Origin of the sequence: Rhodococcus sp. FH8 (genome assembly GCF_019266085.1) — a bacterium.
In the GTDB taxonomy this organism is placed as follows: Bacteria; Actinomycetota; Actinomycetes; order Mycobacteriales; family Mycobacteriaceae; genus Rhodococcus_F; species Rhodococcus_F qingshengii.
The window spans coordinates 233,798-247,428 of sequence record NZ_LPNQ01000057.1 but is presented as its reverse complement, the minus strand read 5'-3'; the positions used below and the strand labels follow the sequence as shown (position 1 = coordinate 247,428).

At 62.2% G+C, this 13,631-nt stretch carries 11 protein-coding genes and 1 tRNA gene; 8 read left to right on the top strand and 4 right to left on the bottom strand.

Going from position 1 to position 13,631, the window contains the following annotated elements; translation table 11 throughout:
- Position 1: 1 nt before the first annotated feature.
- Positions 2 to 904, bottom strand: coding sequence for an iron uptake transporter permease EfeU (gene efeU / locus ATN38_RS03805; protein ID WP_218747999.1), 903 nt, complete (start codon positions 902 to 904; stop codon positions 2 to 4).
- Positions 905 to 1,044: 140 nt separating this feature from the next.
- Between efeU and ATN38_RS03800 the strand changes: the two genes are divergently transcribed.
- From ATN38_RS03800 to ATN38_RS03775, 6 genes are all read left to right on the top strand, one after another.
- The gene (locus tag ATN38_RS03800) at positions 1,045 to 1,857 is read left to right on the top strand and encodes a lytic transglycosylase domain-containing protein (RefSeq protein WP_116058051.1); all 813 of its coding nucleotides are present in this window, start codon (positions 1,045 to 1,047) and stop codon (positions 1,855 to 1,857) included.
- A gap of 214 nt (positions 1,858 to 2,071) precedes the next feature.
- The gene (gene eno / locus ATN38_RS03795) at positions 2,072 to 3,358 is read left to right on the top strand and encodes a phosphopyruvate hydratase (protein WP_003946309.1); all 1,287 of its coding nucleotides are present in this window, start codon (positions 2,072 to 2,074) and stop codon (positions 3,356 to 3,358) included.
- Between the two features lie 20 nt (positions 3,359 to 3,378).
- The gene (locus tag ATN38_RS33170) at positions 3,379 to 4,104 is read left to right on the top strand and encodes a septum formation initiator family protein (protein WP_074447086.1); all 726 of its coding nucleotides are present in this window, start codon (positions 3,379 to 3,381) and stop codon (positions 4,102 to 4,104) included.
- Positions 4,101 to 4,646, top strand: a complete 546-nt coding sequence (locus ATN38_RS03785; RefSeq protein WP_003946286.1) for a DUF501 domain-containing protein — start codon at positions 4,101 to 4,103, stop codon at positions 4,644 to 4,646. Before ATN38_RS33170 ends, ATN38_RS03785 begins: the two co-directional genes overlap by 4 nt.
- Entirely contained in the window at positions 4,643 to 5,608 is a 966-nt protein-coding gene (locus ATN38_RS03780) for a Ppx/GppA phosphatase family protein (RefSeq protein WP_054188772.1), read from the top strand. The genes ATN38_RS03785 and ATN38_RS03780 overlap by 4 nt, the downstream gene beginning before the upstream one ends.
- Positions 5,609 to 5,642: 34 nt before the next feature.
- A tRNA-Leu gene (locus ATN38_RS03775) sits at positions 5,643 to 5,719 on the top strand.
- A 93-nt stretch (positions 5,720 to 5,812) separates the two neighbouring features.
- Here the strand turns inward: ATN38_RS03775 and ATN38_RS03770 are convergent.
- The 3 genes from ATN38_RS03770 to ATN38_RS03760 all read right to left on the bottom strand — a co-directional run bounded on the left by ATN38_RS03770 (position 5,813) and on the right by ATN38_RS03760 (position 8,623).
- Positions 5,813 to 6,499 (bottom strand): hypothetical protein, encoded by a 687-nt coding sequence (locus tag ATN38_RS03770; RefSeq protein WP_042448887.1) that lies wholly within the window; start codon positions 6,497 to 6,499, stop codon positions 5,813 to 5,815.
- A 962-nt stretch (positions 6,500 to 7,461) separates the two neighbouring features.
- A complete protein-coding gene (locus ATN38_RS03765; RefSeq protein WP_218747596.1) occupies positions 7,462 to 7,656 on the bottom strand; it encodes a hypothetical protein in 195 nt (64 codons plus the stop codon).
- Between the two features lie 289 nt (positions 7,657 to 7,945).
- On the bottom strand, positions 7,946 to 8,623 hold the full coding sequence (locus ATN38_RS03760) for a tellurium resistance protein TerA (protein WP_007728823.1): 678 nt from the start codon (positions 8,621 to 8,623) through the stop codon (positions 7,946 to 7,948).
- A 296-nt stretch (positions 8,624 to 8,919) separates the two neighbouring features.
- Between ATN38_RS03760 and ATN38_RS03755 the strand changes: the two genes are divergently transcribed.
- Positions 8,920 to 11,223, top strand: a complete 2,304-nt coding sequence (locus tag ATN38_RS03755; RefSeq protein WP_225320105.1) for a bifunctional diguanylate cyclase/phosphodiesterase — start codon at positions 8,920 to 8,922, stop codon at positions 11,221 to 11,223.
- Positions 11,216 to 13,606, top strand: a complete 2,391-nt coding sequence (locus ATN38_RS32590; protein ID WP_218747595.1) for a bifunctional diguanylate cyclase/phosphodiesterase — start codon at positions 11,216 to 11,218, stop codon at positions 13,604 to 13,606. The genes ATN38_RS03755 and ATN38_RS32590 overlap by 8 nt, the downstream gene beginning before the upstream one ends.
- The last annotated feature ends 25 nt before the right edge of the window (positions 13,607 to 13,631 follow it).

Sequence of the window (13,631 nt, the reverse complement as noted above, 5' to 3'; positions counted from 1 at the left end):
CTCAGGATTTTTCGGGAACGTGTGTGTCGTGCGCAGGCGGGGTTGTCGGTTCCGATGGGCTCGACGGAAGGGGACGTAGGAAGAGCGCGAGGACGACTACGAGGTAGACGACCCATGCGACGGCTTGCAGGACGGTCGGGTCCGGGCGGAAGTTGAAGATTCCGGCGAGGACGGTGCCGTACCAGGTCGACGGGTCGTAGCCGGGTGTCAGGTTGAACGCGAGATTCGAACCGCCCGGCAGGACGTTTCCGGTCTGCAGAGCGCGAACACCGTACGAGAGGATTCCGGCGGCTACGACGATGAGGAAGATCGCCGTGTACCGGAAGAACGTCGTCAGGTTGAGACGGAGGGCGCCGAAGTACATGGCGACGGTCAAGACGGCGGCCAGGAGAATTCCGAGGAGCAGTCCGACCAACGGCCAGGAGCTGCCTGCGGTGTTCTCGGCGTAACCGACCATGAGCAACGCAGTCTCGACGCCTTCACGACCGACCGCGAAGAACGACAGCGACAAGATGGCGACGGGTCCGGCGATCAACGCCTTCTCCATCCCCGCTTTCAGATCTCCGGAAATGTTTTTGGCGGCCGTGCGCATCCACAAGACCATGATCGTGACGATGACGACGGCGATCAGGGAGGCAACGCCCGCGATGATCTCTGCGGTCAGGCCGTCGACCGTCGACGTTCCGTAGTGGATCGCGAAGAAGATGATCGCCACCATCGCGACGGTGATCGCGACGCCGAGCCACACCCATTTCAGTGCGTCCTTGCGCTGGGCCTTCACGAGGTAGGCGGCGAGAATCATCACCACGATGCCCGCTTCGAGGCCTTCGCGCAGACCGATCAGGCCACTGCCGAATAGCTGGGTGGCAACTGATGGTGTGCTCGCGGCAGCGAGTACCGACACGGGCACGGGCGACTCCTGACTGAGTGAGTGCAACAGCTTCTGACGAACGCATGAGGCTAGGCCAGCCTTAACTCAGAAGAAGATACTCCATCATCGACGGCGAACCATGCTCTCACCTGTACTTTTGCTGTTCTTTACCAATGGATTCGGGAGTAGTTCACTCGCATGTGGATGATGGAGGGGTGTACCGAACTCCCGCAGCCCGCAGAAGTCCCCGGCGTCTCTCGCGAGCCGTAGCAGCAGTAGCTGCCGGAACAGCTTTGCTGGGCGCAGGCGTCGTGGCTTGCGGATCGAACGAACCGAAGGTTGCTATTCCCGAGGGCATACCCCCAGGTACCGGCTCTCCGACGCCGCCGATCGACATCAATGCTCCCGGCCGCAGTGCTGATCAACTCGCCGACTGGGCAGCGGGATTGTCGGACGACATCGGGATCGGGACGACGGCACTCGAGGCCTACGGGTACGCCGCCGCGGTGATGGCCGAGACGCTTCCCGGCTGCGGAATCGGGTGGACAACTTTGGCCGGTATCGGCAGCGTCGAGAGCCGCCACGGGACCTACGACGGCTCGTCGGTCGACGCGTTCGGCCAGGTTGCTCCGATCATTCGGGGAATCCCTCTCGACGGTGGCCCGGGAGTTGCCGAGATCCCCGACACCGACGGCGGGGCGATGGACGGCGATCCAGTGCACGACCGTGCGATGGGGCCCATGCAGTTCATCCCCGAGACGTGGCTCAAATGGGGAGTCGACGCCAACGGCGACGGCCGGGTGGACCCCGACAACATCGACGACGCTGCCCTCACGGCCGCCCGCTACCTGTGTGCACGCGGGGGAGACCTCACTTCCGCTGCCGGATGGCAGCAGGCACTGATGGCGTACAACCTCTCGGGCGACTATCTCGCGCTCGTTCGTGATCGTGCGTCGGCGTATTCAGTCGGGGTACGGCCGGACTGACGGTGATCGATCCGCAGGTCGGACCCGTGACCGCGCGTCGATAAAGAAGCCTTCGGCCCGTGCGGTTAGGCTGTGTGCTGGCACTACAGAGGTGCTGGCACTGCAGAGGCCCAGCCGCGATCGTGGTCCTCTTTCGACCGGAGGGGTCGGAGCCCAAGTGTCAAGCACGCAGAGCGTGCCCCAATGCGAAGCCCATTCGAAGGAGAACCACACAGTGGCCAGTATTGAGCAGGTCGGAGCTCGCGAGATCCTTGATTCCCGTGGTAACCCCACGGTTGAGGTCGAGGTTCTGCTCGAAGACGGAAGTTTCGCCAGGGCTGCGGTGCCGTCCGGCGCTTCGACGGGTGAGCACGAAGCCGTCGAACTGCGCGACGGTGGCGCACGCTACGGCGGAAAGGGCGTCGAGAAGGCCGTGGAGGCTGTGCTCGGCGAGATCGCTCCTGCCATCATCGGCATCGACGCAACCGAGCAGCGCACGGTCGACCAGGCGCTGCTCGACGCGGACGGCACCCCGGACAAGTCGCGTCTCGGCGCAAACGCTCTGCTCGGTGCCTCGCTTGCCGTGGCTCGCGCCGCCGCCGAGTCCTCGGGCCTCGAGCTGTTCCGCTACGTCGGTGGCCCCAACGCTCACGTTCTCCCTGTCCCGATGATGAACATCCTCAACGGTGGCGCACACGCAGACACCGGTGTCGACGTCCAGGAGTTCATGGTTGCTCCCATCGGCGCACCGAGCTTCAAGGAATCGCTGCGCTGGGGCGCCGAGGTCTACCACTCCCTGAAGTCGGTTCTCAAGGAGAAGGGCCTCTCCACCGGTCTCGGCGACGAAGGCGGATTCGCGCCCGACGTCGCAGGCACCAAGGAAGCACTCGACCTCATCACGATCGCCGTGAACAAGACCGGCCTCAAGCTGGGTACCGACGTCGCGCTCGCTCTCGACGTCGCTGCCACCGAGTTCTACACCGACGGCACCGGCTACAAGTTCGAGGGCAAGAACCGCACCGCGGCCGAGATGGCGGCGTTCTACGCCGAGCTCATCGACGCCTACCCGCTCGTTTCCATCGAGGATCCGCTCGACGAAGACGACTGGGACGGCTGGGTCGCACTCACCGATCAGATCGGCAACAAAATCCAGCTCGTCGGCGACGACCTCTTCGTCACCAACCCCGAGCGCCTCGAAGAAGGCATCGTCAAGGGTGCGGCCAACGCACTCCTGGTGAAGGTCAACCAGATCGGCACCCTGACCGAGACCCTCGACGCCGTCGATCTCGCTCACCGCAACGGCTACAAGACGATGATGAGCCACCGTTCCGGCGAGACCGAGGACACCACCATCGCCGACCTCGCGGTTGCCGTCGGCAGCGGCCAGATCAAGACCGGTGCTCCGGCACGCAGCGAGCGCGTTGCCAAGTACAACCAGCTGCTGCGCATCGAGGAAAACCTCGGCGACGCAGCACGTTACGCCGGCGAGGTTGCGTTCCCGCGCTTCGCTTTCGAGGCCTGACGGAAATCTAAGATTCAGTAGTGTCTGCACAGCGCGGTAAGCCACGATCCCCCGGCGGAAGTCCGGGGGGTCGTGGTTCCCGTCGTGGGGACACACCGTCGCGTGCGCGTCGGGACAGCGCCCGACGCCCGCGCGTGTCGGAACCTTCGGTAGATCCGGAAGCAGTCGATTCCGCTGTGACAGACCCCGCGCAACCGGGGGTCTCCGCCGAGAAAGCGTCGGCGCGAGGGTCGAAGTCGGCCCGGGGGAAGAGCGGAACCAACAAGTTCTGGTCTCGGCTTCCGAAGTCGGACAACACCATTTTCGGCTTGTCCACCAGTCGGGCAGTTGTGCTCGCGATGGTTGTGCTCATGCTGGCGCTGACACTGGCAGTGCCGCTCCGTACTTACATCAGCCAGCGTTCGGATGCCGCGCAGGTGGCGGCCGAACGTCAGGTACTCGAGGAAGAACTGCGAAAGCTGCAAGGGCAGAACGCGCGCTTCGACGACCCTGCGTACATCGAAGCTCTTGCACGAGAACGCCTTCGGTACGTCAAACCGGGCGAGACCCCGTTCCAGGTTCAGCTTCCCGGTGACTACAAGGAACCCGAGAAGAAGCAGGAAAAGGAAACACCGCTCACAGGTCCGTGGTATCGCGATCTGTGGCAAACGATTTCGGAACCGCCAGTGGTTCCCGAGACGACGACACCGGCCCCGATGCCGTTGGCGCCGATAGAGCCAGAAGAACAAGGAGTACCCACCGGGTGAGCAACACGTCCGAAAATTCCCCACAGGTTTCACAAGCGGATCTCGACGCCGTTGCCGCTCAATTGGGCCGTGAGCCACGCGGAGTGATCGAGATCGCGTACCGCAGCCCGGACGGTCAGCCGGGCGTGGTCAAGACCGCCCCCAAACTTCCGGACGGAACACCGTTCCCGACGTTGTACTACCTCACGGACCCGCGACTGACTGCCGAAGCGAGCCGTCAGGAATCCGCCGGCGTCATGCGTGAAATGACCGAACGCCTGACCCAGGATCCGGAACTTGCCGCGGCCTATCGACGCGCATACGAGTCGTACCTTGCCGAGCGTGACGCGATCGAATCTCTGGGAACCGACTTTGCCGGCGGTGGGATGCCGGATCGTGTCAAGTGCCTGCACGTGCTGATGGCACATTCGCTTGCCAAGGGACCCGGCGTCAATCCGCTCGGTGACGAGTCCGTCGCGTTGGCCGGTCACGGAAAGCTGCGCGGCACTGCAATTCCCGCGGACTGGCCTGGCATCGACGATGCCGACAACACCGACCGGTGACTCGCCGTGTCGCCGCAGTCGATTGCGGTACCAACTCCATTCGACTGCTGATCGCCGACGTCGGCGCCGACGGTCGTCTGGTGGATGTCCGGCGCGAGATGCGCGTCGTGCGACTCGGTCAAGGTGTTGATGCGACAGGGACATTCGCGCCCGAGGCCATCGAACGCACCCGGATCGCGCTGGTCGAGTACGCGTCGATGATCGCCGATGCCGGAGCAACCGCCGTTCGCATGGTCGCCACCTCGGCTACTCGCGACGCTGCGAATCGGGAAGAATTCTTCACGATGACGCGGGACGTGCTCGGCGCGGTGATTCCCGGATCCGGAGCAGAGGTCATCACCGGCGACGAAGAGGCGCGCCTCTCGTTCAGCGGTGCTGTGGGAGAACTCGATCCGTCGGAGGGCCCCTTCGTGGTGGTCGATCTCGGCGGCGGATCCACCGAAGTTGTCCTCGGCGACACGTCGGGCGTCCAGGCTGCGTACTCCACCGACATCGGCTGTGTGCGCGTCACGGAGCGTTGCTTACCGTCGGATCCGCCTACAGCAGAGCAGGTTTCCGAGGCGACGGCTTTCGCGACCGCGAAACTTGCCGAGGCGTTCGAGGCCGTACCCGTCGAGAAGGCGCACACGTGGGTGGGTGTCGCTGGAACCATGACGACGCTGGCCGCGATCGCGCAGGATCTTCCGGAGTACGACGCCGAGAAGGTGCACCTGTCGAGGATTTCGTTCAATCAACTGTTCGACGTGTGCGAGCGTCTCATTGCTATGCCTCGGGTTGATCGTGCTGCCTTCGGCCCGATGCATCCGGGGCGGGTGGACGTCATCGGCGGCGGAGCGATCATCACCACGGTGCTGGCTCAAGCGTTCGAAGCCGAAGCCGGGATCACCGAACTGGTTGTCAGCGAACACGACATACTCGACGGCATCGCGATGTCGGTAGCTCAGACCGACCCGATAGTCTGATCCCTGCCGCACCCGACCCGTCGGGTGCGGCAAGGCCCCCATAGCCCAATTGGCAGAGGCAACGGACTTAAAATCCGTCAAGTGTCGGTTCGAGTCCGACTGGGGGCACCACGTAGATCCTCCTGCACATTGAATCGAAAAACCCCGCTCGTCCTCTTCGGGCGGGCGGGGCTTTCCGTGGAGCAGCAACTGACCACCAAGTGGCTACTGAGCCCAGACGGTCGTCCCGGCAGGAGCATTCAGCGTGTTGACGAGATCGATGCCGGCTACGACAGCCGCGCCGCCGCCGCCGAGGATCGTTCCGGCGACACCGCCGATTCCGGCGCCTGTTGCGAGGCCACCCAGACACAGTGCCGCGGCGACGGGGAGTCCGACGATGGTCAAGCCCAGCGGAGCGCCGACAGCGCAACCGATTCCGGCGCCGACGATGGTGCCGAGCAGGCTGCCGACCTGAGTGCCGAGTCCGAGTTGGCTCTGGAAGTGCGCAATCGCCCGATCATTCTCCTCGGGCGAGGCGACGGGCGTCCATTCTTTTGCCGCAGGCGCACTCTCGGGTCGAGGTGTTGCCTTCGCCGAATCGGTGATCGGTGTCAGCGTGAGGGTCTTACCGTCTTCACTGATCGTGCGATCGAAGGGGAACTGTAGATCCCCGAGGTTGTATGCGAGAGGCAGGGAAACAAGGTCGGCTCCCTTGCTGTCCTGCAAGACGACGGACTTGCCGTCGCCGGATACCTTGAACAACCCGGCGTCGATGGTGGTGACGATCGACTTGTCGACGACCTTCGCTTCGTAATTCACGTCGGTCGACGGATCAGCTGATGCGATCCCTGTTGATGCTCCGACTGCAGTGACCGCTAGAGCAGTCACAGCCGCCTTCTTGAAGAAACCCATAGTTCAACCCCGTGTTCGCCTGCGTGTGCTCGCAGAAACTCGACAACTTCGGACATTGGTAAACCCCCGACAAAGCCTTCGTATTAAAGCAGACCGAAGTGACGGAAGGGATAGTTGCGCTCGGGCCGACCGGAAGCGGCCGGTGCAATCGAATGTGCAGCGTGCAGTACCAAGTTGTCGAACATGTGTGCGAAAATGTGGAGATGCGGTTGACCGAGCAATCCCCGGACTGCTGCCCCAACGGACACCGGCTCACGGCGAACACATGCCTTGTCGGTTGGGAGGTCTGCGGGTGTGCCTCGGCGGAGAATGGCGGACACAGGACCCATTACTGCAGGCGATGTGGTGAAACTGTCCGGACGCCGGAGTGCGTAGGCGTGAATCCGCAGAAAAGTCGGTGGAGTTGAAGTGCTGTTACGTTGTGTTTCAAAGAGATTGGCGAGAGCCTCACCCGGCGGATCGGTGCCGGGTGAGGCTTGTGGATCAGGTAGGCGGCGCGACGGGTGCGTCGCTGCTTCCTCCCGAGCTCCCGCTCGACGAGCCGGTGCCGAACGGTAGGCCGAAGAAGCCGGAGATTGCGCCGAAGAAATCGAACATGGGCGAGCCTTTCGCGAGGACGAATGCGGTCACGACAAGTGGCCGACTTGTGGTGGTGTTCAGAGAAGTTCCGTCGACATTGACGGCAAAGGCGTCGGACGAAGGCCGACTGCCGGATGAAATGTACGATTCGCCCCGGTTTGATACAAGTCTTTCCCGAGTAACAGTTACTTGAGGCTTAAATTATCGGGGGTGCCTGCCTGATCTGGGGTGCCTGCCTGATCTGGGGTGCCCTGCCTGCTTGGGTGGGGCAACCAGGCAGGGCAGTGGTTGGCCGTCCCTCTCAATACCGACCTACGGCGAACCATCGGCGTTGAAACTACCCACAGTTCGTGACGTGCGCCACTTACGTACCGGTACCTTCGTTAGCTGAGGTCGGACGTTGCGGCGAAGGCGGTCGTCGACGTCCCCGCGGGGACGTGGTTCATCGAGAAATCGCGGTCCCGATCAGGGTTGACGACGCTTGCCAACAGGAGCATGGCGGCGACAAAGAGAACTCCTGCGGCGAGGTAGGCGATTCTCACGGGCAGGCGCGGGCGTCGATCTGAATTCGTGGACATTCACGTTCTCCATCGGTGCATGTTGGACGAACGCCTAGTTTAACGATCAACTAATGAAAGGGTGCGAACAGTGACGCAAGATACGAAAAGGCCCTCGATCTCGGGGGAAATCGAGGGCCTTTCCGGTCGAACGTCGGCGCCGCCAAGCACATAGCGTCACCGACCCACTATCGGTGTCGAGCGTGACCCCTCATGTCCGACCCCACTTCTCGACACTATCCAGTAACTTGCGACATTGTGGATGATTCGGACATTGTCGTTCGGATGGGGGAGATCCCGTCCGCAGCCCCTACTTTCGTCCGGCAGCCCATTTCATTCCCCAGTTGTAGGCCCGATCGAGATCTGACTGACTGCCGTTGATGTACTGAACTTCGCGCGTCACCGTCACGCCTTGACCTGAACTCTGGATGAGAGCGATCGCGCACAGTCGCTCCTGGTTGCTGGCGGAGTCGAGTCGCACTTCCACCTCCGGCCCGTTGGTGGGATACAAGGTGACGACGCCGTCCACCGCCGCCCAGTTGGGAGCGCCGTCGTAGATCATCGCGAAGATCAGGATTCGCCGGAAAGCGCTTGGGTCACCAAGATTGACGTGCATGTTCTCGCCGCCGGTGTTCGCACCACTGCGGTCGTCGCCGTCGAGGGAGATGTAGGGCGGAGAAGTCAGTGAACCGAAACTGTTACCCAAGGCCTGAACTACTCCCTTGGACCCGTCGGCAAGTTCGTAGAGGCATCCGAGGTCCAGGTCGACCGCACCAGAGCCTGCGCCGGCGAGCTTGGCGAGAAAACCGGTCTTCTTCGGTGGTGCCCCCTGTGACCAGTTGAGGTTCACGCGCATATTGCCTTGTCGTTCACCCGCCTTCGCGAGGTTGACCGTCGGCGCCGATTTTGTGAGCGTGATCTTGCTCAAGCTGACCGGCGCTTGCGACGGAGTGGACTCGCCGGAACGTCGGGTGTAGTCGATTGCCATCGTGATAGTCCTTGTCTGAACTCGAATGAGTCCGATCGTGTTACCCGTCGAGGAATCTCCACCGACGTGATCGGCGATCTCCGGCCATTGTCCCTCATGTCTGATTTCAACCCATGGGCATCAAACTTGCGGCGCCAACTTGCGGCAGACCAGCAGTTTGCTGATTACTGTGTCTGTGGGCAGACGCGACTCCGAAATAGGGTGGACGCACTGGTTGACACGGCAACGTCCAATTACGGAAGAATTGCTGAGTCGGACGTCCGATTCAATTGCGTCGTGGGAGCGGGAGGTAAGTGATGCCAGTCCTGTCGCTTCTGCAACCCCGCCAGAGAGAAAGACTGACGCCCGCCCAACGTGATGACGTAACTCGTGAGCAGATAGCCGTTACCTTCGGCGTGCTGCCATGGGCCGCTGCCGTCCACCTCGTCGTCACACTCGGGCTGACGTTGTATGTAATTCCCCCGGACGGCGGACCGCTGCCGCGTGTGTGGCCATTGCTGTCCGGCGTGATCGGGTTGGTGGGGATGTGCGTGGGTCTCGCCATTCATTTCAACCTGATCACACCCACGTACCGGATGTCCTACGCGTTTCTCATCGTCGAATTTGCTGTAGTCGGGATCCTGTATTCCTCGCTCGCCCTGGTCCTGTACCCGATCCTGGACGATTCCGGCGATCTGATCCTGATAGCGGTCACCACATCGATCACCGGTGCCGGAGCCGTGGCCACCGCGATGTTGCGAGTGGTGGGGGTCACCTGGGTCCTGTCCAATCTGATAATCCTCGGGGTGGCATTCTGGCTTCAGCCGGGACCCGAGTTCGAACGAATTCTCATTGGAATGATCGCCTATGGCGCGGCTCTGATCGGCGGCACGATAGTGGTCTCGGGCAACCTGGAATCTCGCTATCGAGCTGAATTGAGCGCCGCGTCGGAACGATCGGTCGTGCAGATGCTTCTCGAAGACTTCGAAGGCAACGCCGGGGACTTCGTGTGGGAGACGGACCAGAAAGGCAAGTTCAACCGAATCCCGACGCGGCTCGCGGTCGAAGCGGGGCTGGACTCCACCGAGTTGCAGGGAACGGCGTGGCAGGACCTGTTCATGGAGTTGGGCACCCTACGGATCCCCGGCGGGATCGATGCGCTCATGGAGTTGCAGCAGGCCCGCCACACGAAGACCGCATTCGTCGACGTGCTCGTTCCGGTCCGAGTTCACGGTGAAATTCGGTGGTGGCAGATCTCCGGACGCCCGCGCCCCGGCCGTACACCCGACGAGTTCGTCTGGCGAGGAGTCGGTTCCGACGTCACGGAAGTAAAACTGCAGAGTGACGAGATCGTGCGGATGGGTCGTGTGGACGCACTCACCGGTATGCCGAACCGGCACAGCTTCTGGACCGAGCTCGAGCGACTGCTGCGCGAGCCGTACACAAGCGAAAGTGGTCTCGCGTTGGCCATGCTCGACCTCGACAACTTCAAGTCGGTCAACGACACACTGGGACACACCGTTGGCGACGCGGTTCTGCGAGAGGTCGCGGATCGCCTGTCCGAAGCCGGCGGGGTGTCACAGTTGTTCGCACGTCTGGGGGGAGACGAGTTCGCGGTTCTTTTCACCGATGTGGGCGACAGCTCACAAGTTCGTACTCTGCTCGGCCGCTACATCGAAACTCTGCACGAGCCGATCACAGTGGCCGGTACGCGGTTGGAGATCGGATGCAGCATCGGGTACTACCTCCCCGACGAGCTGCCGTCCTCCGCCGACGAGATGATGGGCGCTGCGGACCTGGCCTTGTTCGCGGCAAAGGAATCCGGGCGCGGGGCCGTACGTGAATATCGAGACTCGATGAAGTCCGTGGCCGATCGGCGGGCCCGCCTGCTCGAAGATCTGGGAAACACTGTCGCGGAGAAGGACCTCGAACTCGAGCTGTTGCCCAGGATCGACGTGGTTTCCCGCGAGATCGTGGCCGTGGAAGTCCGCGTGATCTGGCACAACGCCCGCCTCGGTGCCGTTACGTCCGCCGAATTCATGAGCGTCGCAGACGACACCGGTTTGGCGTACTCACTGGGGACTACCGTCTTCGAGTTGGCCTGCGAGGCGGCGTCCCGCCTTCCTGATCACCTGCGGGTAGCCGTCGCGGTATCGACGCGTCAGCTCGAATCGGATTCCTTTGTCGTCGCGATAGGGGACTCGCTTCGACGATCAGGTGTCAGTGCACATCAGCTCGAGCTCCAACTCAACGAATCATCGGCGATCACCGACGAGTCCAAGTTTGCGTTGCACGCCATCGCGGACATGGGAATCGCGCTGACCGTGGACGAGTTCGGCGCCGGATTCTCCTCGCTCGCATCACTGTCCGGCCTTCCGTTCACCCGAGTCCGGATAGAACGCTCCATTTCGGGTGCAGTGCCTGGTGGACGGTCGATCCTCGAAGCTGTCGTGGATCTGGTCGACGCGTTGGGAATGGAGGTCGTCGTCTCGGGAGTCGACGGTGAGGAGGACTTGAAGTCCGTGGCCGCTGCAAGGGTGAGGACTGTTCAGGGATACATCGCCGGCGGAGCCATGTCGGTCGACGCGGTCGCAGCGGCGGTAGCAGGCCGACGTGGATGACCCGGCAGTACTCCGTAGGCGTCGCGTCGGGACGTCGGTGCGCAAACTCGGTCGCAGCGGCACGGAACAACACCTCTCGGATTACGATCGCCGTCGCCTACTCGATCGACGACTGCGGTTCACCGCGCGCGTACTGCCGTGGTCGTTTCTGACCGCGGCGGTTGCCTTGTCAGCGATCGTGGTGCTTCTGCCGGTGGATGCCGGATGGTTCACCTTCGCCTGGTCGAGCGTCATGCTGTTGTCGAGCGCTGGATTCAGTGTGTATTGGCTCCGGCGCTCGCGTCTCGGCGTCTCCGAGTCCCAGACCACCGAACTGGTGGTACTCACAGTCGAAATCATTGTCTGGGGAGTGCTCCTGGCGTGCTTGGCTCTCGTTCTCTTCCCGATGCTCGATCCTCGTGACGAGTTGGTACTGAGCTCGACCTTGATCGGTGGGATCGCGGTCGGCGTGTTTCCCACCATGATGTTTCGCGGAATCACTGTGGTCTGGATCAGCCTGGTGGGAGTCGGGTTGGCCGGGGCGTTCTGGACGGAACCGGGCACATCGCGTTTCGTGCTGATCGGGGTGCTGGTCGTCTTTGTAGGTTCGCTCTACAGCGGAACTTTGCTGTTGGCCAAACTTTTCGAGAGACGGCTACGCGCCGAACTCATAGCCGAGGACGAACGAGATCTCGTCGAGTTGTTGCTCAACGATCTCGAAGACGGAGCACAGGATTGGCTCTGGGAGACCGATTCGCGCGGTATCGCCAGTACCGTGTCGTATCGATTCGCCGAGCAGGTCGGTTTGCCGGCAGCACAGATTCGGGGCCGCACAATGCACGAGATCCTGATCGGGATCGGCGCGTCCCGAACAGATGTGGGCAGGAAGTCCCTTGATCTCCTCGCCGCGAATTTTCAAGCCGGGACGGCGTTTCGGGACCTCACCATGCAGGTCGTCGTTCGGGGCGATACTCGCTGGTGGTCGATGTCAGGTCACCCGGGCAGTGGCGATGGGGCGACCTACGGGTGGCGCGGTGTCGGATCCGATATCACGCACTCGTATCACCAGCGCCAGAACATCTTGCGATTGGCAGAGATCGATTCGTTGACCGGGCTCAGAAATCGGTACAGCTTCAACGCTCAACTGTCTTCGCGGATTCGGGACGGACACAGGGTGTGGCTGGCAATTCTGGATCTGGACAACTTCAAGTCGATCAACGACCGGTTGGGACACCACATCGGAGACGACGTGCTTCGCGATGTTGCCGGCAGACTGCACAGCGTTCTGCGATCGAACGAGATCTGTGGCCGACTGGGGGGTGACGAGTTCGCCATCGCCTTCGACGACGTAGCCTTCGACGACATCGGGAGTGCAGATGAGGTGGAGAAGAGATTCCAAACGATTCTCGACTCATTCGAACGACCATTTTCACTGGTCGGCAACCAGATTCGCATTCGTGCCAGTCTGGGGTACGGCTCGATGCCCGACGACGCCGACAGCCTCGAAGACCTGGTGATTGTCGCGGACCTCGCGCTTTACCACGCAAAGGAGAGCGGTCGGAACCAGATTCGCGCCTTCGATGCGACTTTGCGGGATCGTGCGACGGGTAGGGCCAGGGCATTGTTGGATCTTCGTCGTGCGTTGATCGACGAAGAGTTCGAGTTGGTTTATCAGCCACAGGTCTCGGCCGCGACGGGAGTTGTCGTCGGGTTCGAGGCTCTGCTGCGGTGGAACCATCCGACTTCAGGTCTCGTCTCGCCGGGAGACTTCATTTCGGTCGCCGAGGAAACCGGCTTGATCGTGCCGATCGGTGCAGGTGTTCTGAGGGCTGCCTGCACGGCGGCGACAACGTGGCCGGAGGACATTCGGGTTGCCGTCAATGTTTCTCAGGTGCAACTGCGTTCGAGTCGATACGTCGACTCGGTACGCCGGACACTGATCGAGGTGAACCTCCACCCCAGCCGACTCGAGATCGAGGTGACCGAATCGTTGGTCATCGACGACGCCGACCGAGATGTGTTGGTACAGCTCTCGGCGCTCGGCATCGCCATTGCGATGGACGACTTCGGCACAGGGTTCTCCTCGGTTGCCAGCTTGGCCCGGCTGCCGCTCGATCGGTTGAAGATCGATCGGGCGTTCGTCGCACCGCTGGACGCGGATCCCTCGAATTCGAGGTTCGCTGTCTTGCGAGCCGTCATCGCGATTGCCAAGTCTCTGGGGCTGGACACCGTCGCCGAGGGCGTGGAGACGGAGAGGCAGCGCGCGATAGTGACCGAGTGCGGATGTGACGTGATCCAGGGGTACCTCGAGGGAATGCCGATACGGGCAGCCGAGATTCCGCACTATTTGAATGGGCGACTCGGCGGTTCGAGCAGGTTGGGTGTCGCGGCTACCACTGAGTGAGAACTTTGCGCCCGTTTTGCCGATC

Coding starts and splice junctions, on each gene's coding strand:
- ATN38_RS03765 (WP_218747596.1), bottom strand. CDS start 7,656: ATGTCCACGAATTCAGATCGACGCCCGCGCCTGCCCGTGAGAATCGCC.
- ATN38_RS03760 (WP_007728823.1), bottom strand. CDS start 8,623: ATGGCAATCGACTACACCCGACGTTCCGGCGAGTCCACTCCGTCGCAA.
- ATN38_RS03800 (WP_116058051.1), top strand. CDS start 1,045: ATGGATTCGGGAGTAGTTCACTCGCATGTGGATGATGGAGGGGTGTAC.
- ATN38_RS03770 (WP_042448887.1), bottom strand. CDS start 6,499: ATGGGTTTCTTCAAGAAGGCGGCTGTGACTGCTCTAGCGGTCACTGCA.
- ATN38_RS03755 (WP_225320105.1), top strand. CDS start 8,920: ATGCCAGTCCTGTCGCTTCTGCAACCCCGCCAGAGAGAAAGACTGACG.